Here is a 19,909-nt window from a genome sequence, read left to right on the forward strand (position 1 = left end):
TATATCATTAACATGATGTTACTTTTATGAGCGGTACCAAGGCCCGTCTTTTACTGCACGTTCCAACTGTCGTTGAAAATGACCTATTGTGTCTTCTGCGAAACGCGAGAGCACCCGGCCTTTTTTGCGAGCGACATATGATTTGATAGGGATATCGTGCACCAGTGGCCGTCGCACCAATCCGGGCATATACACTTCAGCTACCGAAAACTCATCAATAACCGCCACCCCCAAACCGTGTCTAACCAGGCTAACAACGGTTTGAGCAAAGCGTCCACGCATTGCATGATTAATCTCAATACCAGCCTGTAGAAAAGGTTTAGCCAATAGCGCTCCATAAGGATCATTGGGATCGACGCCGATCACAGGCTCCTTAGCAAGATCCAAGGCTGAAATATTCTTATTCTTGGACAGCCTGTGGCCTTCGGGCATAATGGCGACTAACCGCCCCTCTGCGATCTCTTCATTATCAATTGCTGCATTTTCTACAGGGGAGCTCATAATGACAAATTCACCTCTTTCAAGAAGAAGGTAATCAACTGTCTCCTCAATTTTTAGAACATTCATGTCTACAAATAAGTCGCCATACACGCCCCTAACGTTCTGCAAAACTCGTGCAGCGATAAATTGTGCGATTGAAGGTGCAGTAGCGAACGATAGCCTTACATCTTCGCCACACTTAAGTGAGCTGACTGCAGCATTTAAGCTTTCAACTTGCCGGTATACTTCTCGCACCTGATCAAATACGCGACTTGCTTCAACTGATGGTATGAACACGCCAGCTTTTCGCTCAAATAATCGTATTCCAAGCGTTTCTTCAGTATGCTTTACAAGCCGACTAATCCCTGGGGCGGAAACATTTAAGAGCCCTGCTGCTCCTGAAATCGTGCCCGTTAGCATAACAGCACGTATCACTTCAATTTGTCGTAAGGTCATGTCGTGCATTCGCAAAAGCTCCCTACCTTTACGACCACTATAAGATCTTTGTTAAACGGAAGTCAGCATAGTTTCACCATTCAAAATGTATAAGAATTTCGGGATCAAAGTGGGAGGGTTGGATCTTTAAAAACAACACGGAATATAAAAATTTTTATGAAAAAACCATGTCTCGGCACAGGCTTAATCCTGCCCCCGCAACCACTTTGGCCGAACCAATAAACAAGGCTCCTCCGTAACAGGGTGAGCCTGTTTTTTGTCTGATAGGGCGACATTGAACAAAGTCACCAACTGACCGTGCAGTACGACTTTCCATCCCTTAGAGGTGTGGCCCAGATCAACTTTGCTATTTCAAAACGCTGTCGCCAGTTGGTGACTTGCGGTTTTAATAAAATCTCATGGCAGAGCCTTTTTGCGGTCAACGGTTAAAACTTTGATCGCTATCTTCAGCTGAAGGTTAATTCGACGGTGTTAACGCGTTCTGCTTCCTTATCTTTGGATAACCGGTGTAATCTCGAAATGGCCCATCTCAAGAATTGGATCAAATGCCGCATCAAGCTGTTCGAAAGTCTCGGCCTCAAGGATCATGTAGTTGGTATGTTCCAGACGATTTGAATAGTGACCGTGGACTTTGATCCCATGATCTTTCACGTTTGCTAGCGTATCTCGAAACAGTGGAAATTTTTCGGGGTGATGGGCCTGACACGTGGAGTAGTCGTGCGTTAGTTTTACAACAAATAGCATTGCGCGCTCCTTTATGCGTTGATTTTGATAAGGGAAATGTGTTCAAGGAAGCATTTTTTCCATTGCTTCCTCGCCACCCTTTGTTGGTCTGTTTGATCGGCGCCTAAAGAATGCCAGCTATCTTCGTGATTGAACGCATGTCGACGTCGACGCCGCTGATTAACTGCGCATAATCCGTGTTGCCCGCTAGTGCATCATAGGTTCGCTCAATGGCAGACATGTCAGGATATGTTACGCCAAGCATATATGTCCCGAGATCAGATCCAGTGAGGACCTGGCCCATGCGCATAGTTTGAGCCCCTGATGCTTTGAAAACTGATGCTGTCTTATTTAGCAATCCAAGCATACCAGCCTCGTCCAAAGCTCCGAGACGAGCGCGGGTCAGCATCAAGTACTTGGGCATCGGCTCTAGCTTTGGTTCAAACTCAATCGGCTTGCCCCGGAACAAGTTTCGTGAAAACGGAGCCACCGCGTGGTTGTTAATCATTCGTGAGTATGCAGATGATTTTGGGATCATGTTCATAACCCCTTCAAACCCAGTGAGGTCATCAAAGAACTGGACGAACACTAACGCTCCGGGATGACGGCCTGAAATTACGCTGCCGTATGTGACACGCACTGCGCCATTTTCTCGGCACTCTTGAGCGAAGTGCGCCATTTCTTCTATCGCGCCCTGCCTGCTAACAGTGGGGCAACTAGCAGCTGTGATGGCAATAAATTTGGGTATCGACATGATGGATCCTCCAGGTCTTGAAATGCGTTATATCGGCACGGCACAATTTGAAGTTGACCACAGACCGCCCAGCAATCTAGTCTTTAGGTTAAAGTAGTTTGGGGGCTTGTAATGTTGGACATGAATATCGTTGAAAAAGAAATGTGTCCGATAGGGCTCGCCGGTCACCTACTCGTTGATAAATGGGTTCCCATCATACTCAGGGATATTGCTCTGTTTGATCGACGTGGCTTCAACGAAATATTAAAAAAAAATCGCGAAGGAATTTCGTCTGCATCTCTTGCAGCTCGACTTCAATACATGGTGCAGTTGGAGTTGCTACATGTGAAAAAATCAAAGGAGCATGCGCAGAAGAAACTTTACTTTCTGTCTGAAGCAGGGATCGCTTTCGTACCCATTCTATTCCACCTAGCCAGCTGGACATCCGAATTTCGTGATCCTGCGCCTGAGGTTGTAGAGCTAACCCACCCATTTCACAGCGGTCGAAAAGATTTACAGGAGAAATTGATCCAGAAATTGCGCAAAATTCATATTCACAAGAGTGTTGATCCTGACCCTATGTGGTGGTTAGCAGATGAGTTGGAAAAATTAGAAATTTAAGTTTTGTCAAAAATGTGGCTCTCAGTAAACGTCTTGGAATTGTGTGTGGTTGACGTTTGATCTTACCCACATAATCACTCTCGTGGTTTTAGCCCCGGCGATGATTAGTCTTCGGCTTTTTTGTAATAACTGTATCAATTGATATTGGCACTCATTCAGAGTGCGGTGTGAGGCCGTTTTGCGAACTGCGTCCAGTGAGTAATCGGGACATCCTGAACTATCTCTTCAAATAGTCAAAGCTCAGGGTGCGACCCAAGTCCCTGACCAGTTATCGCCACGGCTAAAGCGCGCTCGACGATGGTTTTGACCAAGATGCAACGCATCAATGCATGATAGTTCTAACCGCAACACGGCAAAAGATGCTGGGTCGGCATTTTTCAAATAATCCAGTGCTGTTGGAATAGGTTCGCCGGGTGGTGGGCTTATTCCGTATGATAAGCGTGATACTTCAGGGACCTTCTCCCATATCTGTTCTGCCTCATCGCCCGTCAGGACGTTTACTTCTGCCTCGAGCCGCATCTGCAAATGGGCTGATGGATCCCATATGTGGAGTGCCGCATAAGGTGTGATGGTCAAGTCTGTGACCTTTTTGGATTGTGAATCGGTATGTATATCCAGAGTGGCCGAACGTTGATCAGCTGCTCGTAACACGACCGTCCGCGCTTGTGGCTTTCCCTCGCTATTTACTGTTGCCAAGGTTGGGTGCCGCGCTGGGGCATGGCGGTCGTCGACACCGCGTATCAGGCGCCTCCAAGTTTCAGCGTATAACTGAGACAGATCATGCGCCCATGAATTAGGATCTGAGTTCATTTATAGATCTCGCGACGATCAGAAAATGTACGTACGCGTCTCCGCCAAGCAAGGTAACTGCCACGCTTCAAATGTTTACGCATCAGTGCCTTTACCTCATCTGGTTCAAGTCCATGTAAGCCGCGGATCTGATCGAAGGTCACATGATCACTCAGCGCCATTTCGATAATTTCGCTGACCAGTACAGGGTTAATATTTTTATTTTTCATAGGAGGGGAGGTGTTTTTCTTGAGCAGTAAGTCAAGTCACGAACAAAGTTCAATATAGCGCAGAAAGCATAGCGTAATGGGAGCCTTCGGTGAGTTGGCGCCTAATTTTTTTCTTGTGGCTGATAAAATTGGGCCGCTTCATAAGTGCTAAAACGCCAATACTCAAAAGGCGAGGCTGCCTTGGCTGGGCCTCGCCTTCTTTTAATCATTGGTTGCATCATGCATTTATTAAAGAGGGGTCGCCCCTGTTTCCATGCGAATAATTTTTCCGTCTTTAAGCATGCAAACCAGCATAACCGCTTCTTTTGTGTCGTCGGGATACGAATTGAAATTATGTGAGACCATAATTTCACTATTTTCGTAAACACATCGCGACGAATTGGTTACGAACTTTGGGTTTTCCATCATCGTAGAAAACATCGGCCCCCACTCACTTTTGGTGAGTTTTCTACCCGATTTGTGAAATACAATTTCCGCGTCTTCATGAATGAGCTCAATATAACCCTCGAAATCTCGGGCCTCGATGACTTTTTTTAGTTTTTGGTATAGAGACATTTCTATTCCCCCCACATTCCTGCGAATTCGTATACAACTGCACGCTTTCCACCGACACACCAAGCATCATGATTGGGTGAAATGGCATATGCGTCACCCGCAGTGTAGGTGGCTTCGGAGCCGTCCTCGCAAATACAATGAATAGTACCTTCAACTATCACACCAGTATGTGTGGCTTTGCAGCTAGGCGTACCAACAAGTGGCTTAATGTCCTTTGACCATTTCCACTCTGGTGCAAGCGTCAACTTCATCACTCGCTGACCGAGTACGTTCACGGCCTCCATACGCGCATTGGGCATGTCCTTGGCTTCGTCTGCCTGTGACGCAAAACTTTTCACTTCGATGGGCATATTTTTGGTCCTTATTTTGTAGTTAGGCGAGATATTTGGGATAAACTCAGGACAATCAGCACTGTCATATTTGCTTCAATTATCTCTGCGTCACTTAGTGAAAGACTCTCCACTCATGGGTGTCACCACAGTTGTTTCCAAGATAGCGCCTGCGGCGGCTCTTTTGGCTTTAAGTTCCTCGTGGCCGCCAAAAGCCTTCAAGGCTTCGGGGGAGTCAAAATCGATTATAACGGTTAACTTATTGTCGTTATCTTTTTCGGTGCCTGCGAAAACGAGCTTTCCTCCAAGGGCATTTAGTGCGGCCTCATTCTCATGAAACATGTCTTTCCATGGTTTAAAGCCACGAGCCAAATCCTGCGTAAGTTTTACTATCATAATGGGCTTCCTTTCTCTGGGAGTTATGCACCGTGACCTCTGTGGGGGCAGGGCGTTAATTTATTGAGGTAAGATTTTAGTCGGCCGGGACTACGTGGTACATTTGCTGTCCTGTGCTCAGCATACCGGTGACTGTCCCAATGAATTTTTGGCCAACATAAGGTTCATACTTCCCGCTGCCAGCAGTCAGTGACCCAATGTATTCCATATTCGGGGTGATCTCGCCAAAGTATATGGCTAAATCTCCGTCGGGATCCATCATGCTGCAAACGCCCACACCACCAACTGGCTGTCCATTGGTTGTGAGTGCAACAGATTGAGTGCACTCCGCAGTGACAAGTGATGGGAATCCCTCAGGTGCGGCAGACCAATCCCACAGGTCGGTAGAAGATGCCATCATGATTGAACCGGTGGTGCCTTCGATCATTGCCATCGTTGATGGCGTATTTGCAAGGCCAACCATGTTCCACAGACCTGCATGTCCGTCTGCTAATAAAGGGCTGGTGCTGCATGCCAAAAAAAGTGCCGTCCATTTTGATAAATTACGCATATTTTGAATTTCCATAATTGAAGGTTTAAGTCGACTTTCTGTTGATATGCCAAGGTCAGAGCGTCTCAATGACCTCACCATTGGCAATCAGAACACTCCCAAATTCAGTGATTGTGCCGACAAACGATTGGAAGTTTTTCCAGCTTTGTCCTGCGACAAGGTGCTGGTCTAAGCCTTCGTCCATTACGTAGACTTCGTTGATAGAATAGAGAACCTGATTGGTCGTGCCCTGACTGGGGTCAGCGATGTTTACAAGCTCATGTGCTTTTGACACGTAATAGTGAACGAGCTGTATTTTGCTGTCGTCGTAGCTATGTGTTTCTCGCATCCAAGTGGCATGATCTGATATTGCGGTTTCAACTTCATCTGCCGCATCTAACGGTACTGACAGAGCGAAATTGAAAGTTCGTTGCTTCAGTTTCACGCTCATGTTTTCTCCTATCTTAGCTTGACTATTCGTAGATATTATCCACTGGTGAAACCTTCACTTCAGCGGTTGAGCTTGCACCAGCAGGGTATCTTTTCCCGATGATGCCCGATCAGGCTTGCACCCACTCACCCGGCAATCTAGTCTAAAGGTTGAAGCGGTTTTTACAGGGGTACGTTGCAATGCTGGATTTAAGTGAAGAGGAAGATCTGTGTCCCATCGCTTTGGGATCGTACTTGTTTGGCGATAAATGGATCCCGGTAATTATAAGAGACATCGCTCTTTTTGACCGTCGGACATTTAATGATTTATTGAAAAATAATAATGAAAAAATATCATCAGGCGCCCTGTCTTCTCGTTTGCAGAGAATGTGTCAATTAGGAATGCTTGAGGTTTCTGGTGATGCATCCCACGCCCAAAAAAAGCTCTATAGTTTGACCGAGGCCGGCATAGCTTTTGTGCCAATTATTTTCAAAATGGCAGCTTGGACAGCGCAATTTAGGAATCCGTCAAAACAGGTTGTGGCGATGACGCGACCATATATTGATAATGACCAGGTCGCCATCAACTCGGTTTTGGAAAATCTTGAGAAAATACATATTTCGAAAACAGTAAATCCAGAGCCGTTTTGGTGGGCGTCAAAAGTTAAAATTTGAATAGATTTGGTCTATAGCTTCGAAACTCCAGGGCGGGGACTGCTCCCCTTTACACGACACTTATATCGTGGAAAAAGTTCGCGACCTTGGGTTGGAGGGCTATTCAGGTGGGCAATCCTGTTGGTCAGCAGTGGGATACAAGTTTAATAGACGCAAGGGTGGCGCCCGTCCCAAACCCCGCACACCAGCCGCCAGAATATCTCTCGTAACCGCGCATAAAGACGCAACAATTAATATTAGGCCCCGCACGCGGTGAAAATTTTGACTTTAATGCCTTTGAAGAAGCATGGGCAGCATTTGAAAAATCGCGCGTTTGAATGCGTCAAACTTCTCGTTGGTTAATTTGAGTTCGACAAAGGCTTAATCCTGCCCCCGCAACCACTTTTTTACTTGCTTGATTGGTGAAAATCACTGACGTTTTGAGCGGCCTCATTTGATCGGTCCAAGTTTAAAGTTAGTGCATATCTGGCCTCTGATCCATTTGTAGGATGGTTTGGGGACCTGGCGGGCGATGGCCCACTGCACTGAGTGGTCTCTTTGTGTTGCAGTGCTGCCCCCATTTTTCAATGATGATTTGGGCTTCTCGTACAGCGGACTTTCTGTTTGAATTGCCAAAACCGAACGAGGGCATTTCTGCCGCCTCATTTCTATAAGTTGGTACGCATTAGGATTTCGACGCGAATGCGATCTTGCTGGGTGTGTGTAATGCTTTTGTCGGAAATTGCTTTGAGTTTTCTAGTAGCACTTCGTACGAGGTGCCCGGTATTCTGAGCGATAACACAGTCCAATCGCCCGTCATGTAACGCAGCCACAGTGAAAGGCGTGCGTTCATGCGCAATTCGAACGACCTCAGGTGCTAACGGCAACCCTTCCAGTGTCGTAAGCGGCACCCGTGCCTCGGACGAAATGACATAGATGCCGACAATTTTGGGGTTGTTCCTGACAATGTTGGTTATGATCTTATCGGCACGCTCTTTGTCACCATAAGTCTCCAGTGATGGAAGTGCCGTCAAGTTTGGAAAGCACGCACAGAGCTCTGCGTCAAAACCTAAACGGCGTTCAAGGCTGTCTCGGGATTGCATGCTTTCAGCAATTACGAGAATGGAACCGGATTTATTTGCACAAAATCGACCTAGAAGAACTGCGGCTGTTGCGCCTGCAGCCTTGTTGTCGATGCCAATCCAATCCGTGTCCATTGTTGTTTGGTTTGCGATAAAGGGGAGGGCCGCAACCCCGCGTTCCTTCAGGCGAAAAATGGCATCCCGTACTTGTGGATACTCGGGGGCCATTATGGCGACCCCTGTCACTATGTCCGGGTCCAGTGAGCCAAGAAACGAAGCGATGCTATGCGGATCATTCTCGTCGATCTGATGGACGTCACACCAGATTTGTTCCTGGGCAAACGCTTCTTCGCCATCGCGGATGTGCTGGATGATCTCTTGGAGGAACTCATCACCCGATCTGGGTAGGGCGAAGACGAATCGATAGCGCTTTGACTTGGCCAGGTTTGCGGCCTGAATGTTTCGTGTGAAGCCTAGTTCTTTTATAGCAGCATTCACCTTTTCGACGGTATTTTTCTTAACGCCATCGCGGCCATTCAGGACACGATCTACGGTTGCACGGCTAACACCGGCTGCTTTAGCTAGGTCTTTTGTCGTTGGCCGAAGCATAAGGCGATCATCATAACTGTCTGAAGATGCGGAAAGTTTATCAGACGTTTGCAGCATCTAAAACCTTCATCCTTTGTTCTGTTTCTGAGGTGTCATGAGATATGTCTTATCATAAATTGAGGCACGTGCATCAGAAATATCTTGCAATGAGGCACGTGTCTCAAATAATAAGATTATACAATGAGTCTGGCGAGGAGGCTGGACTTGACGCACCAGGGAGGACATATCCTTATGAAAAATACGCTTCTAACATCTGTGGCGGCGGGCGCGGTTTTGGCGTCTGGCCTGTCGACAGCCGCGGTGGCTGAAGATTTGACACTTTGCTGGGCCGCATGGGATCCTGCAAATGCGCTGATTGAGCTGTCCAAGGATTTCGAAGAGCAATCTGGCCATAACATGAGCTTTGAGTTCGTGCCATGGACAAGCTTTGCTGACCGCATGTTGAACGAATTAAACTCTGGCGGTAAACTTTGCGATCTGATGATAGGCGACAGTCAGTGGATAGGCGGCGGCGCTGAAAACGGCCACTACATCAAACTGAATGACTTTTTTGATGCAAACGGCATCGACATGGGCGATTTTATCCCAGCGACAGTGACCGGGTATGCAGAATGGCCCAAGAACACGCCAAACTACTATGCGCTCCCGGCTTTTGGCGACGTTGTAGGGTGGACCTACCGCAAGGATTGGTTTGAACGTCCCGAGCTGCAGGCTGAATTCATGGACACATACGGCTATGAGTTGGGTGTGCCAGCGTCTCTTGAACAGCTAACGGACATCGCGCAATTCTTCCAGGGCCGCGACATTGACGGCACCACTGTCTACGGTGCCGCGATCTATACCGAACGTGGGTCGGAAGGCATCACTATGGGTGTGACCAACTGGCTTTATAATTACGGCTTCCAGTACGAAAACCCCGATCAGCCTTATGACTTGGCTGGTTTTGTAAACTCAGCCGAGGCCGCAGCCGGTCTTGAGGCTTACAAAGAGCTTTATGATACTGGTACCCCTCCGGGATCGTCCAACTGGTATATGGGCGAAAACATCGACGCCTATCGTTCTGGTCAGGTCGCCATGCAGATGAACTTTGCCTTCATCTGGCCTGGTGTCGAAGCAGATGAGAACGTTGGTGGCGGAAACTCCGGCTATTTCCCCAACCCTGCTGGCCCTGCAGGTCAATTTGCTCAGCTTGGCGGACAAGGCATCTCAGTAGTTGCTTATTCCGAGAAACAAGAGGCGGCGCTGGAATATATCCAATGGTTCGCTCAGCCTGAAGTGCAGGCCCGTTGGTGGGAACTGGGTGGTTATTCTGCACTAAGTGCAGTGGTGGAAGACCCGAGCTTTGCCACGAGCCAGCCTTACGCGCAGACTTTTCTTGATAGCATGGCGATCGTCAAAGACTTCTGGGCCGAGCCTGCTTATGCTGACCTATTGATCCCGATGCAGGAGCGTATCCACAATTACGTGGTGGCGGGTGAAGGTACGGCTCAAGAGGCGCTTGACGGTTTGGTTCAGGACTGGACAGAAGTCTTCGAAGATGAAGGCAAGCTCTGAGCACTCCTCCCTGTCAGGTCTCCCCACGCTGTAAGCACGGGGTCTGACTTCCCCAGCCGAACAAAAACTTTGGCTGGGGAATATCCTTAAATATTTGCATGATGCAAAATACCCCACGCAAATTTGCATCACAGGAAGACCAAATGACGACTTCTCCACTAGACCATGTGGCGGCAACGACACCCGATCGCATAGCATGCAAGATTAAAGGTTTATCGGATCGTACAATCGCTTGGATTTTTGTTGCGCCGACAATCTTTTTGCTTCTTGCCGTGAACATCTTCCCGCTGATCTGGACGATCCGGCTGAGCTTTACCGACTATCGGGTGAACCGACCGAATAACGATGTCGAATGGGTTGGTCTACGAAATTATGAACGAATTTTGAATGATTCGGATATCTGGATTACAATGCAGGCAACTGCACATTTCTTGATTTGGACGATTGTCTTACAAGTCCTCATTGGTTTTGCACTGGCATATCTCATTAACAAGAAATTCAAGGGCAATGACCTTTGGACGACGATCATCGTCTTTCCTATGATGTTGTCACCTGCTGTTGTTGGAAACTTCTGGACGTTCCTTTACCAGCCTCAAATTGGCCTGTTTAATTACGTGGTAGCCTTTTTTACGGGCGCTGATCCGGCAAGTTTCTCGATGATTGGTGACGTGCATCTCGCGCCTTGGGCAATTATCATCGCAGATACTTGGATGTGGACTCCGTTTGTAATGCTGATCTGTCTGGCAGGCCTCAGGTCTATTCCCGACAGCATTTATGAAGCTGCCGAATGCGACCGCGCCAGCAAATGGCGACAATTTTGGACAATAACCGTTCCTATGGCTCTGCCTTTTTTGATGCTGGCAGTTTTGTTCAGAGGGATTGAAAACTTCAAGATGTTCGATCTGGTCGTTCAACTCACCGGCGGCGGTCCGGGTAACACGACCACGCTGACCTCCATCGACCTCAAACGCGAAGCCTTCGAGAAATGGCGCACCGGCTATTCCTCGGCTTATGCTGTAATCCTCTTTGTCACCGTCTTCGGCCTCGCGTCAGTATACGTCAAGGCGCTCAACAAGGTGAAAGAAAGATGAGCTTTTCTGTCACTGAACCGACCAAAGGGACCAAGTGGTTCGCTGGTATTCTGGTTGTTACCTATGCGGTCTGCTCAATTATCCCACTGCTTTGGATCATCGCGACGGGTTTCAAATCACCGCCCGACTCGATCGCATATCCGCCTGTTGTCATATTTGAGCCGACGCTTGAAGGCTATGTGAACCTGTTTACTGATCGCACCCGTGCAACCGATGACATGCTGGAGGCCGCAGGACAGCCACAGACGTGGTATGAACAAATCGTGAGAGAACGCGGCACGGTCATTTCGGGCCCGTCACGCTATGGCGAGCGGTTTCTTAACTCTGTGATCATTGGCTTCGGATCAACGGCGCTGTGCATGATCCTTGGAACCGCTGCCGCTTACGCCTTCAGCCGATTTCGGATCCCTTTGAAGAATGATCTACTGTTCTTCATACTGTCCACGAGGATGATGCCGCCAATCGCGGTCGCTATCCCAATCTTCCTGATGTTCCGCAATCTGGGCCTGAATGACACACACCTCGGCATGATCCTGCTTTACACGGCCGTGAATCTGTCTTTGTCGGTTTGGCTGTTGAAAGGTTTCATTGACGAAATCCCAATAGAATATGAAGAGGCGGCGCTGATCGACGGCTATACGAGGTTCCAAGCCTTCTACAAGGTGGTTTTGCCACAGGCAGCCACGGGCATCGCCTCCACCGCAATTTTCTGTTTGATCTTTGCCTGGAATGAATACGCCTTTGCGGTCCTGCTGACCTCGGGCGAAGCACAAACAGCACCACCATTTATCCCAAATATCATTGGTGTGAACGGTAAGGACTGGCCTGCTGTGGCCGCTGGTGCCACGATTTTTCTAGTCCCAGTAATGGTGTTCACCGTACTTCTTCGTAAACATCTGCTGCGCGGCATTACCTTCGGAGCGGTACGCAAATGACCAGTTTTATCGATGGCCTGCTACGGCTTCGCCGTGGCCCGTGGGAAATGGTGGCCTCAATCCTTATTGCTGTGGGGGTCATTATGCTGATGCAGCCAATTGCCATCGGACTCTACACCTACTCCTTTATTGTCACCCTAGTCGGGACAGTGATGTTCATTATCGTCAGCCACTTCCCGGAGTAACTCATGGCCCAGATTCGAATTGAAAACGTGCGCAAGGATTTCGGGGCTTTCACGGCCGTTCAGTCTTCCACCTTCACGATCGAAGACGGCGAATTTTTCATGCTGCTCGGCCCGTCAGGCTGTGGCAAGACAACAACTCTGCGTATGATGGCGGGGTTGGAGTTACCCACATCGGGCGAGATTTTCATCGATGGTGAAGAGGTGGGCCAAAAGCCCGCCAGCCAACGCGATATTGCCTTTGTGTTCCAAATGTTTGCTCTGTATCCGCACATGAATGTCGGTAAGAACATCAGCTATCCCCTGCTGAGCCAGGGAATGCCAAAAGCACAGGTAAAAAAGAAAGTCGGAGAGATAGCCGAAATTCTTGGCATCACCGATATCCTGAACAAACCTGTGGGCGGGCTGTCAGGCGGTGACCGTCAGCGTGTGGCCCTTGGTCGTGCGATTGTCCGGGACCCCAAAGCTTTCTTGATGGATGAACCGTTGGGCGCGCTGGATGCCGAATTCCGTGAACGCATGTCCGAAGAACTCCGAGCACTGCATAACCGCATGAGTGCAACCACTGTTTATGTGACCCATGACCAGTTAGAGGCAATGCAAATGGGTGATAAGATTGTGGTTATGAATCACGGTGTCGTTGAGCAATTCGGCGTACCGCAAGACATTTATGACTGGCCTGCGACCAAGTTTGTGGCGCAGTTCATTGGCTCCCCTGCTATGAACTTTCTCGACTTTAATGGTGTGGCAGGAACCGGTTCAACCGAGGTTCGGATGAATGACGTTTCGATAACTGTGCCAGAGATCCGGGAAGGGATAAGCGGCGCGATTACATTTGGTATCCGGCCCGAGCATGTGCGGCTTGATGACGGCGCGCCTTTCCGAGGACGTGTGATTGCCACCGAGTATCTTGGTACGACCCAGATAGTGACGCTGGAGACCGCCAATGGCGCGGTAAAGGCACGCTTGTCATCAGCTGATCGCATCAATGTTGGTGATCAAACGGGCCTTTATTTCGATGCACGCACTATCACCCTCTTTAACGCGGAAAACGGCAAGGCGCTCAAAAGCGTTTCAAATATGGAGGTTTTGTCAAATGGCTGATGTAACTTTAAACGTTGTGTCAAAGTCCTTTGGCGAAGAGACCGCTTTGGACTCTGTCACGATGACAGTGCCAGATGGATCTTTTGTGGTGCTGCTTGGCCCGACGGGTGCAGGGAAGACTACAACCCTACGGATGGTGTCAGGTCTCGACAAGCCGGACGCCGGAACTGTCATGATTGGAGGCCGTGACATGACGGGTCTTGCGCCTGCGCAACGTGATGTTGCGATGGTGTTCCAGCAGTATTCTCTTTATCCGCATTTGACAGTTCGCCAGAACCTTGAGTTCCCACTGAAATCTCCGATCTTGAAAACGCCACAGTGGGTCATCGACCAAAAAGTTGGTGAGGTGGCAGAAGTTCTGCAGATCAGCCACAAACTGGACAACAAGGCAACTGCCTTGTCGGGGGGCGAGATGCAACGTGTTTCGATCGGGCGGGCGCTTGTTCGCAACCCATCCGTCTATTTGATGGACGAACCGCTGAGCTCGCTTGATGCCAAGCTGCGATCTGATCTGCGCATCGAATTGAAGAGCATTCAGGCAAATACGGGCGCTACTTTTCTTTACGTCACCCATGACCAAATCGAAGCGATGACCATGGCGACCCACGTAGGTGTGCTGGATCATGGCAGGTTGGTGCAATTCGGTACCCCGCGCGAGGTTTATCAAAACCCAGTAAGCATTTACGCTGCCAGCCGCTTGGGCCAGCCTCGCATAAACATACTTCCTGCAGATGTGTTTGGGCGTGCACCCCTTGGGGCGGTCTTAATCGGCTTGCGACCTGAACATATCTTGCAGGGCGAGGGTGAGGATAGCATCGTAACCCGGGTTGAGCATCTGGGTGATCAGACCCGCCTTCACATTGTACTCAAGAACCACGAGCTGATCACGGTGACCGACGCTCATACAACGTTGAATCAAGGCGATGTGGTCAAAATAAAACCTAAAAATCCGTACTACTTTGACGCCGATGGCGCGCGCGTGGCCTAAAGGAGGACACAATGCAACACTTTATTAATGCAAAAGAGGATATGGTCACACAGGCAATCGACGGAACGATTGCCGCTTCTGGCGGGAAGCTGACTCGATTGGACGGTTATCCACACATACGGGTTGTCGTTCGGTCTGATTGGGACAAATCCAAGGTTGCATTGGTTTCTGGTGGTGGTTCCGGCCATGAGCCAGCGCATGCGGGGTTTGTTGGTGAAGGGATGTTGACTGCAGCTGTCTGTGGCGATGTCTTTGCCTCGCCCTCTGTTGATGCGGTATTGGCCGGTATTCTTGCCGTCACAGGCGCAGCCGGCTGTTTGCTAATTGTAAAGAACTACACGGGCGACCGCTTGAACTTTGGTCTTGCTGCCGAGCGAGCTCGGTCGTTTGGATTGAAGGTGTCCATGGTGATTGTGGACGATGATGTAGCCCTTCCGGACCTGCCTCAGGCGCGGGGGGTGGCAGGAACCCTATTCGTCCACAAGATTGTAGGAGCTATGGCCGAGAATGGAGCAAGCCTTGAGGCCTGTACGTTGGCTGCCGAACGGGTCAGAAAGGCAACGCGGTCTATAGGGATGTCGCTTGATACATGCACTGTTCCTGGGTCTTTGAAAGAGGATCGGATCCCCCTTGGGATGGCGGAACTTGGCCTTGGTATTCACGGGGAAGCAGGTGTTGAACAAGTCGCCTCAAGTGGGGCAAGAGACGCAATCGCGCTGATGACGAAAAAGCTATTAGCAGGCATGCCCAAGACGCCGCACGTTGCGTTGATCAATAACCTAGGCGGGACATCCTTCCTTGAAATGTCGATCCTGACCAATACATTGCTCGCGTCGGAAGTGGGTCAGCAAATCCAGTATGTGATTGGTCCTGATGCAATGATGACTGCACTCGATATGCATGGATTCTCGATCTCTTTAATGGAACTTTCCAACGGAGATGCAGACCTGCTGGCACAACCTGTTGGCGTGCCTGCGTGGCCGGGCTGCAACCGGCGTCAGACGCCCAAGTTTCTTGCTTTGCCCGATGGCTTGTCGCCTATTCGCGCGCCCGCCTCTCAGCATGAGCCGACAAAGGCCTTCCTAACGGCGTGTTGCAACGTGCTGATCGCATCAGAGATAGATCTGAATCTGCTTGACGCCAAATCAGGGGACGGCGACACAGGATCAACCCTTGCAACCGCATCCCGCGCTTTGATTGAGGCGATGGACAAGCTTCCCCTGGCTGATCATACGCAGCTGTATCGGGCAATCGGGCTGGAGTTGAGTCAGACTATGGGCGGTTCGTCCGGAGTACTTTTGGCGATCTTTTTTGCAGCGGCTGGTGATGCCTCATCCTCTGGACTGCCGATGAAGGATGCGCTGCAGACGGGACTAGACAGAATGCGCCAGATTGGTGGGGCTAATCCGGGAGACCGTACGATGGTCGATGCTTTGCAGCCAGCTTTACAGGTGCTGGGTGAGGGTATTGCCGCCGCCGCCGCTGCAGCTCGCAAAGGCGCAGATTACACAGCCACGATTACCTCTGCCAAGGCGGGCCGAGCCAGCTACATCAACGCTGAACAGTTGGAAGGTCATATTGATCCTGGCGCTGAGGCAGTCGCTCGTTTATTCGAACATTTGGCAAGCTAAACAAATGTCACATCAAACTCTTGACGCCCATCTCGAACATCAGGTGGGCGATCCAGACCTACGCAATTTTACTGATTGGATCGCGAGTCTGAATGCTTCAAACTGCTCATTGGTTAATTTGAGTTCGACATTGGCTTAATCCCGCCCCCGCAACCACTTTTATCGAACCAGTAGAACCGGGTTTATCCGTAACCGGGTGGTCCCGATTTTGTCTGATAGGGCAACAAGCTCTCGGCTTTTTAGAGAATGATAATACTAGTATAAATCCTAAAATTTCTAAGACTGTTGGCGCTGCAAAACATCAAGTCCTTGAGTTTTTAGGTAATGTAGAAGATCGATGAACACCCAATTCTCGATCAGCTTGTCATCCCGTCGGCGATAAATATCAACCACCCTAAATTCTCCGGCCTTGTCTGACGCAGGCATTCCAAGAAACCCACCAGTTGGCTTGGCCGTGAAATTTGGCCAACCGAAAAAGCCGCCGTAGTGCCCCTCGGCAAAGCGACACACGTGCCCTGTACCGCTGCGTTCAGAAAAGGCAGCACGAAATGGCCCGGAATGCTGTTTGGCATAACGTTCAATCGTGTATGTAGCTCCAATTCCTGCTGGCCCCCACCAAACCATGTCTTTGTGCCATGATCTGGCAAGTTCTTCCTCTAGCGGAAGTCCAGATTTCCATTGGCCAAGATCAGAGATCATTTGGTTTATGGCTGCGAGTGTTTTTGCGCCTTCACTGGCAGGCTGTGATGCCGTCATTATTGCATCATGGGGAAGTGGGCCGGGATGAACGACCTGCGCCGCTGTTTGGTCTGGGAACGGCCGTAAGCCAACTTGCATCATCAGCGCTGGGATATCCAAAAACAACGCCGTTTCTACGATTTTTCCCGCCTTAATGCGGTGAAATTCTGCGTAGCGTAGCAGTACCAACTTGTGTGTCGGTTTGATGCCTAGCCAAGGGTTGTCAAATAAGCCCATAAAATGGCCCATGCTTGTTACCCAGGTTTCCTTTGTCTCGGATAACCAATTTTCGCCGGCCATGAACATATCCATGCGACGTTGTAGGCTAGAGAATGCATGAGAAAAACCTGACCAAAAAATAGCGTCAACCGCGACAGGACCAGTTTGGACATCAAAGGGATGAACACCGCGCCACAGCCAATCTGTGGAGCAATAGTTCTCGAACACGGCACTCGATTCGCTCAGCGCTGCGTTCTCGAGCGCTTTATAAAAGCTCAGTACGAGTTCTTTCTCAGCTTGAAAATCCATTTGGAAATTTGCCTTTTATAAGCGTTTTACTGTGTAAACATTTGCCGTGTAGCGATTTTAGTCCACGAACATTGCATACGCTTGCAAAAAAATCTTGCCAAGATGTCGCGCTATTGTCTAGCCTTCGCAAACGTATGCAAAGCGTGCCTTGGGAGGGTTCATGGCAGAAGTCCAGTTGCGCAACATCTCAAAGAGATGGGGCAGTTTCATCGGCGTTGATCGGTTTGATCTCACTATTGCCGATGAGGAGTTCTTGGTTCTGCTTGGTCCATCCGGCTGTGGTAAAACGACGACAATGCGCATGATTGCTGGTCTAGAAGACCCGACCGACGGAGAAATCTTAATTGGGGATAAGGTGGTGAATGGCCTAGAGCCGAAAGACCGCGATGTGGCCATGGTTTTTCAAAGCTATGGCCTGTACCCAAACATGAATGTCTATGAAAACATTCGCTTCCCTCTAAAAGTCCGTAAAATTGCCCAAAAGCTGCATGATGAAAAAGTCATGAAGGCTGCGCGTATGGTAGAGTTGGAGCCCTTTTTGCACCGTAGACCTGCTGAGCTCTCGGGCGGGCAACGCCAACGCGTTGCACTGGCGCGGGCCATTGTGCGCGAACCAAATGTATTTCTGATGGACGAGCCCCTCTCGAACTTGGATGCGAAGTTGCGTGTTTCTACGCGAGCTCAGATCAAGAATTTATCTCATGAGCTGAAAGTTACGACTGTCTACGTGACACACGATCAAATTGAAGCCATGACGTTAGCTGACCGTGTGGTAGTGATGAACCATGGTGTTGTTCAACAAGTCGGCACGCCAACGGAGATCTATGACCGCCCGGCTAACACCTTTGTAGCCAGTTTCATCGGTAACCCTGCAATGAACCTTATAGAGGGCGAGTTGCAGAGTGGTGTGTTCACTGCACCCAATACAAAGATTTCTGGCCTAAAGGGCCCCAATGGCCTGGTTACGCTCGGTTTTAGAGCAGAGGACGCCTCTGTTGTTTCGCGTGGGGGGCAAATCAAAGGGCCAATCTACACACTCGAATTGTTGGGTGAGGCAACCATGGTCAGTCTCAAGATTGGCGGCGCACTGGTCAGCGCCAAAACAGACAAGAGTTTCCGTGCGAAAATTGGTGATGCGGTATCGATCAAGGTTTCAGCGGATCAATGCCATCTGTTTGATGCACAAACAGGTGCAAACACAGGGGAGTAATCCTCAATCATGCCCGTGGCAGAAGCGCGGGAGCATATGATGGGAATGGCATCTTGCTAGTTTTCATCATCACCAACGGGAGAAGCAAAATGTATCTCAAGACTCTATCTACTGCCGGGGCGTTGGCTGTACTGATGACAACCGCGTCTTTCGCAGGTGGACACGGCTGTTCAATCGAAGCACGTGTCTCAATTGTTGGGAATGAATTTCCTGCGATCCAGTCTGTTGGCGCGGGTGCACAAGAGTGTTCTGGAGCAGAAGTGACGACAAATCTCACGGCTGACCACCAGCAAATCAATGTTGCGGGCATGTCGGGAAATCCTGCGGAATACACGTCTGCAATCATTGCCAACTCTTCTATTGTAGCACTGATGAACGAGGATGTGATCCGTCCTCTGGATGATCTTGTTGCTAAATATGGCGAAGGCTTAGCGCCTAATCAGTTAGTAACAATCAACGGTCAGGTGATGGCAGTCGCGTTTATGGCAAATGCGCAACACCTAGTTTACCGCTCTGATGTCTTGGAGCAAGTTGGCCTAGATGTACCAGCGACCTACGAAGAGATGCTCGAAGCCGCTGAAGCTATTCGCGCTGCTGGCATCATGGAAAACCCAGTGGGCGGTGCCTACGCGGCAGGTTGGAACCTGGCACAAGAATTTAACAACATGTTCCTTGGTTTCGGGGGACAATTCTTCGTGGAAGGTTCCGCTGAACCAACTGTAAACAGCGAAGCTGGTGTTAAAACGTTGGAAATGATGAAGGCGCTCTCCGAGTATATGAATCCGGATTTCCTGACACACGATAGCAATGCAACAAATGCCGAATATCGTGCAGGAAACGTAGCGCTGATGAACATGTGGGGTAGCCGAGCTGCCACCTTGGTTGAAGCAGATGGTGTACCACAAGAAGTTGTAGATGGTTTTGCGATTGCCGCGCCAATGACAGTCGGTGGTGGTGACATCCCTGCATCAACTCTTTGGTGGGACGGTTGGACCGTTGCTAAAAATATCTCTGACGCCGAAGCCGAAGCAACTTTCATTGCGATGATGAACGGCATCAGCCCTGCACGAATGGAAAATGAAGATATCCGGACCCTAGCTGTTTGGTTAATCCCGGGTTATGAACCTACCCCTGCAGCAGTTGGTGTGTTCGCTGCAGCAGAGATGGGCACAATTCCTTATCCGATGCTACCATACATGGGTTTGATGCACACGGCCCTTGGCAACGAACTAGCTGATTTCATGCAAGGCAATGAAAGCGCAGAGCAAGCTCTCGCTGACGTTGAAGCCGCTTACACTGCAGCAGCGCGAGAGCAGGGCTATTTGCAATAAAT

Annotated in this window: 22 protein-coding genes; 11 read left to right on the forward strand and 11 right to left on the reverse strand. The window is 49.6% G+C overall.

The genetic code is table 11. From position 1 onward, the window contains the following. Nucleotides 1-24: 24 nt before the first annotated feature. The 3 genes from AAC622_RS02225 to AAC622_RS02235 all read right to left on the reverse strand — a co-directional run bounded on the left by AAC622_RS02225 (nucleotide 25) and on the right by AAC622_RS02235 (nucleotide 2,413). Entirely contained in the window at nucleotides 25-945 is a 921-nt protein-coding gene (locus AAC622_RS02225) for a LysR family transcriptional regulator (protein ID WP_340260086.1), read from the reverse strand. 480 nt (nucleotides 946-1,425) lie between these two features. Beyond that, complete coding sequence (locus AAC622_RS02230; RefSeq protein WP_340243521.1) at nucleotides 1,426-1,680, reverse strand: DUF3303 domain-containing protein; 255 nt, start codon at nucleotides 1,678-1,680, stop codon at nucleotides 1,426-1,428. Between the two features lie 103 nt (nucleotides 1,681-1,783). After that, nucleotides 1,784-2,413, reverse strand: coding sequence for a DUF6854 domain-containing protein (locus tag AAC622_RS02235; protein WP_340260087.1), 630 nt, complete (start codon nucleotides 2,411-2,413; stop codon nucleotides 1,784-1,786). A 111-nt stretch (nucleotides 2,414-2,524) separates the two neighbouring features. On the opposite strand from AAC622_RS02235, the gene AAC622_RS02240 reads away from it, so the two are divergent. Beyond that, the gene (locus AAC622_RS02240; RefSeq protein ID WP_340252843.1) at nucleotides 2,525-3,013 is read left to right on the forward strand and encodes a winged helix-turn-helix transcriptional regulator; all 489 of its coding nucleotides are present in this window, start codon (nucleotides 2,525-2,527) and stop codon (nucleotides 3,011-3,013) included. A 240-nt stretch (nucleotides 3,014-3,253) separates the two neighbouring features. On the opposite strand, the gene AAC622_RS02245 is transcribed toward AAC622_RS02240, so the two are convergent. The 6 genes from AAC622_RS02245 to AAC622_RS02270 form a co-directional block, all read right to left on the reverse strand. Continuing rightward, on the reverse strand, nucleotides 3,254-3,823 hold the full coding sequence (locus AAC622_RS02245; protein ID WP_340260088.1) for a pyridoxamine 5'-phosphate oxidase family protein: 570 nt from the start codon (nucleotides 3,821-3,823) through the stop codon (nucleotides 3,254-3,256). Continuing rightward, complete coding sequence (locus AAC622_RS02250) at nucleotides 3,820-4,032, reverse strand: DUF2805 domain-containing protein (RefSeq protein WP_340252839.1); 213 nt, start codon at nucleotides 4,030-4,032, stop codon at nucleotides 3,820-3,822. The genes AAC622_RS02245 and AAC622_RS02250 overlap by 4 nt, the downstream gene beginning before the upstream one ends. A 557-nt stretch (nucleotides 4,033-4,589) precedes the next feature. After that, nucleotides 4,590-4,937, reverse strand: a complete 348-nt coding sequence (locus AAC622_RS02255) for a cupin domain-containing protein (protein WP_340260089.1) — start codon at nucleotides 4,935-4,937, stop codon at nucleotides 4,590-4,592. A gap of 90 nt (nucleotides 4,938-5,027) precedes the next feature. After that, on the reverse strand, nucleotides 5,028-5,312 hold the full coding sequence (locus AAC622_RS02260; protein WP_340260090.1) for a hypothetical protein: 285 nt from the start codon (nucleotides 5,310-5,312) through the stop codon (nucleotides 5,028-5,030). Nucleotides 5,313-5,388: 76 nt separating this feature from the next. Continuing rightward, on the reverse strand, nucleotides 5,389-5,877 hold the full coding sequence (locus AAC622_RS02265; RefSeq protein WP_340260091.1) for a hypothetical protein: 489 nt from the start codon (nucleotides 5,875-5,877) through the stop codon (nucleotides 5,389-5,391). 40 nt (nucleotides 5,878-5,917) lie between these two features. Next, a complete protein-coding gene (locus tag AAC622_RS02270) occupies nucleotides 5,918-6,292 on the reverse strand; it encodes a hypothetical protein (RefSeq protein WP_340260092.1) in 375 nt (124 codons plus the stop codon). 179 nt (nucleotides 6,293-6,471) lie between these two features. Here AAC622_RS02270 and AAC622_RS02275 point away from each other — a divergent pair, with 179 nt between their 5' ends. Further along, nucleotides 6,472-6,945 carry a winged helix-turn-helix transcriptional regulator gene (locus tag AAC622_RS02275; RefSeq protein ID WP_340260093.1) on the forward strand — a complete coding sequence of 158 codons (474 nt, stop codon included), beginning with the start codon at nucleotides 6,472-6,474 and terminating at the stop codon, nucleotides 6,943-6,945. Nucleotides 6,946-7,592: 647 nt separating this feature from the next. Here AAC622_RS02275 and AAC622_RS02280 read toward each other — a convergent pair. Then, the gene (locus AAC622_RS02280) at nucleotides 7,593-8,672 is read right to left on the reverse strand and encodes a LacI family DNA-binding transcriptional regulator (protein WP_340260094.1); all 1,080 of its coding nucleotides are present in this window, start codon (nucleotides 8,670-8,672) and stop codon (nucleotides 7,593-7,595) included. A 174-nt stretch (nucleotides 8,673-8,846) separates the two neighbouring features. On the opposite strand from AAC622_RS02280, the gene AAC622_RS02285 reads away from it, so the two are divergent. The 7 genes from AAC622_RS02285 (at nucleotide 8,847) to AAC622_RS02315 (ending at nucleotide 16,100) form a co-directional block, all read left to right on the forward strand. Further along, a complete protein-coding gene (locus AAC622_RS02285; protein WP_340260095.1) occupies nucleotides 8,847-10,169 on the forward strand; it encodes an ABC transporter substrate-binding protein in 1,323 nt (440 codons plus the stop codon). 143 nt (nucleotides 10,170-10,312) lie between these two features. After that, the gene (locus AAC622_RS02290; protein ID WP_340260096.1) at nucleotides 10,313-11,260 is read left to right on the forward strand and encodes a carbohydrate ABC transporter permease; all 948 of its coding nucleotides are present in this window, start codon (nucleotides 10,313-10,315) and stop codon (nucleotides 11,258-11,260) included. Beyond that, on the forward strand, nucleotides 11,257-12,195 hold the full coding sequence (locus tag AAC622_RS02295) for a carbohydrate ABC transporter permease (RefSeq protein WP_340260097.1): 939 nt from the start codon (nucleotides 11,257-11,259) through the stop codon (nucleotides 12,193-12,195). The genes AAC622_RS02290 and AAC622_RS02295 overlap by 4 nt, the downstream gene beginning before the upstream one ends. Next, entirely contained in the window at nucleotides 12,192-12,380 is a 189-nt protein-coding gene (locus AAC622_RS02300; RefSeq protein WP_340260098.1) for a hypothetical protein, read from the forward strand. The genes AAC622_RS02295 and AAC622_RS02300 overlap by 4 nt, the downstream gene beginning before the upstream one ends. Before the next feature lie 3 nt (nucleotides 12,381-12,383). Beyond that, a complete protein-coding gene (locus AAC622_RS02305) occupies nucleotides 12,384-13,481 on the forward strand; it encodes an ABC transporter ATP-binding protein (protein ID WP_340260099.1) in 1,098 nt (365 codons plus the stop codon). Next, nucleotides 13,474-14,469: an ABC transporter ATP-binding protein gene (locus AAC622_RS02310; protein WP_340260100.1), complete on the forward strand. Its 996-nt coding sequence runs from the start codon at nucleotides 13,474-13,476 to the stop codon at nucleotides 14,467-14,469. Before AAC622_RS02305 ends, AAC622_RS02310 begins: the two co-directional genes overlap by 8 nt. A gap of 11 nt (nucleotides 14,470-14,480) precedes the next feature. Then, complete coding sequence (locus AAC622_RS02315) at nucleotides 14,481-16,100, forward strand: dihydroxyacetone kinase subunit DhaK (RefSeq protein WP_340260101.1); 1,620 nt, start codon at nucleotides 14,481-14,483, stop codon at nucleotides 16,098-16,100. Between the two features lie 276 nt (nucleotides 16,101-16,376). On the opposite strand, the gene AAC622_RS02320 is transcribed toward AAC622_RS02315, so the two are convergent. Beyond that, the gene (locus AAC622_RS02320; protein WP_340260102.1) at nucleotides 16,377-17,366 is read right to left on the reverse strand and encodes a nuclear transport factor 2 family protein; all 990 of its coding nucleotides are present in this window, start codon (nucleotides 17,364-17,366) and stop codon (nucleotides 16,377-16,379) included. 160 nt (nucleotides 17,367-17,526) lie between these two features. Here AAC622_RS02320 and AAC622_RS02325 point away from each other — a divergent pair, with 160 nt between their 5' ends. Both AAC622_RS02325 and AAC622_RS02330 read left to right on the forward strand, forming a co-directional pair. Next, the gene (locus AAC622_RS02325) at nucleotides 17,527-18,576 is read left to right on the forward strand and encodes an ABC transporter ATP-binding protein (protein ID WP_340260103.1); all 1,050 of its coding nucleotides are present in this window, start codon (nucleotides 17,527-17,529) and stop codon (nucleotides 18,574-18,576) included. An 89-nt stretch (nucleotides 18,577-18,665) separates the two neighbouring features. Next, on the forward strand, nucleotides 18,666-19,907 hold the full coding sequence (locus AAC622_RS02330) for an ABC transporter substrate-binding protein (protein ID WP_445322612.1): 1,242 nt from the start codon (nucleotides 18,666-18,668) through the stop codon (nucleotides 19,905-19,907). The last annotated feature ends 2 nt before the right edge of the window (nucleotides 19,908-19,909 follow it).

This window comes from Roseobacter sp. HKCCA0882 (assembly GCF_037805225.1).
Lineage (GTDB): Bacteria > Pseudomonadota > Alphaproteobacteria > Rhodobacterales > Rhodobacteraceae > M30B80.

Bases quoted from the DNA above. Each gene is read 5' to 3' on its own strand.
- AAC622_RS02270 (WP_340260092.1), bottom strand. From the start codon at position 6,292: ATGAGCGTGAAACTGAAGCAACGAACTTTCAATTTCGCTCTGTCAGTA.
- AAC622_RS02280 (WP_340260094.1), bottom strand. From the start codon at position 8,672: ATGCTGCAAACGTCTGATAAACTTTCCGCATCTTCAGACAGTTATGAT.
- AAC622_RS02260 (WP_340260090.1), bottom strand. From the start codon at position 5,312: ATGATAGTAAAACTTACGCAGGATTTGGCTCGTGGCTTTAAACCATGG.
- AAC622_RS02255 (WP_340260089.1), bottom strand. From the start codon at position 4,937: ATGCCCATCGAAGTGAAAAGTTTTGCGTCACAGGCAGACGAAGCCAAG.
- AAC622_RS02310 (WP_340260100.1), top strand. From the start codon at position 13,474: ATGGCTGATGTAACTTTAAACGTTGTGTCAAAGTCCTTTGGCGAAGAG.
- AAC622_RS02295 (WP_340260097.1), top strand. From the start codon at position 11,257: ATGAGCTTTTCTGTCACTGAACCGACCAAAGGGACCAAGTGGTTCGCT.
- AAC622_RS02265 (WP_340260091.1), bottom strand. From the start codon at position 5,877: ATGGAAATTCAAAATATGCGTAATTTATCAAAATGGACGGCACTTTTT.
- AAC622_RS02230 (WP_340243521.1), bottom strand. From the start codon at position 1,680: ATGCTATTTGTTGTAAAACTAACGCACGACTACTCCACGTGTCAGGCC.
- AAC622_RS02320 (WP_340260102.1), bottom strand. From the start codon at position 17,366: ATGGATTTTCAAGCTGAGAAAGAACTCGTACTGAGCTTTTATAAAGCG.
- AAC622_RS02300 (WP_340260098.1), top strand. From the start codon at position 12,192: ATGACCAGTTTTATCGATGGCCTGCTACGGCTTCGCCGTGGCCCGTGG.
- AAC622_RS02245 (WP_340260088.1), bottom strand. From the start codon at position 3,823: ATGAACTCAGATCCTAATTCATGGGCGCATGATCTGTCTCAGTTATAC.
- AAC622_RS02240 (WP_340252843.1), top strand. From the start codon at position 2,525: ATGTTGGACATGAATATCGTTGAAAAAGAAATGTGTCCGATAGGGCTC.
- AAC622_RS02285 (WP_340260095.1), top strand. From the start codon at position 8,847: ATGAAAAATACGCTTCTAACATCTGTGGCGGCGGGCGCGGTTTTGGCG.
- AAC622_RS02305 (WP_340260099.1), top strand. From the start codon at position 12,384: ATGGCCCAGATTCGAATTGAAAACGTGCGCAAGGATTTCGGGGCTTTC.
- AAC622_RS02275 (WP_340260093.1), top strand. From the start codon at position 6,472: ATGCTGGATTTAAGTGAAGAGGAAGATCTGTGTCCCATCGCTTTGGGA.
- AAC622_RS02290 (WP_340260096.1), top strand. From the start codon at position 10,313: ATGACGACTTCTCCACTAGACCATGTGGCGGCAACGACACCCGATCGC.
- AAC622_RS02325 (WP_340260103.1), top strand. From the start codon at position 17,527: ATGGCAGAAGTCCAGTTGCGCAACATCTCAAAGAGATGGGGCAGTTTC.
- AAC622_RS02330 (WP_445322612.1), top strand. From the start codon at position 18,666: ATGTATCTCAAGACTCTATCTACTGCCGGGGCGTTGGCTGTACTGATG.
- AAC622_RS02250 (WP_340252839.1), bottom strand. From the start codon at position 4,032: ATGAAAAATAAAAATATTAACCCTGTACTGGTCAGCGAAATTATCGAA.
- AAC622_RS02235 (WP_340260087.1), bottom strand. From the start codon at position 2,413: ATGTCGATACCCAAATTTATTGCCATCACAGCTGCTAGTTGCCCCACT.
- AAC622_RS02225 (WP_340260086.1), bottom strand. From the start codon at position 945: ATGCACGACATGACCTTACGACAAATTGAAGTGATACGTGCTGTTATG.
- AAC622_RS02315 (WP_340260101.1), top strand. From the start codon at position 14,481: ATGCAACACTTTATTAATGCAAAAGAGGATATGGTCACACAGGCAATC.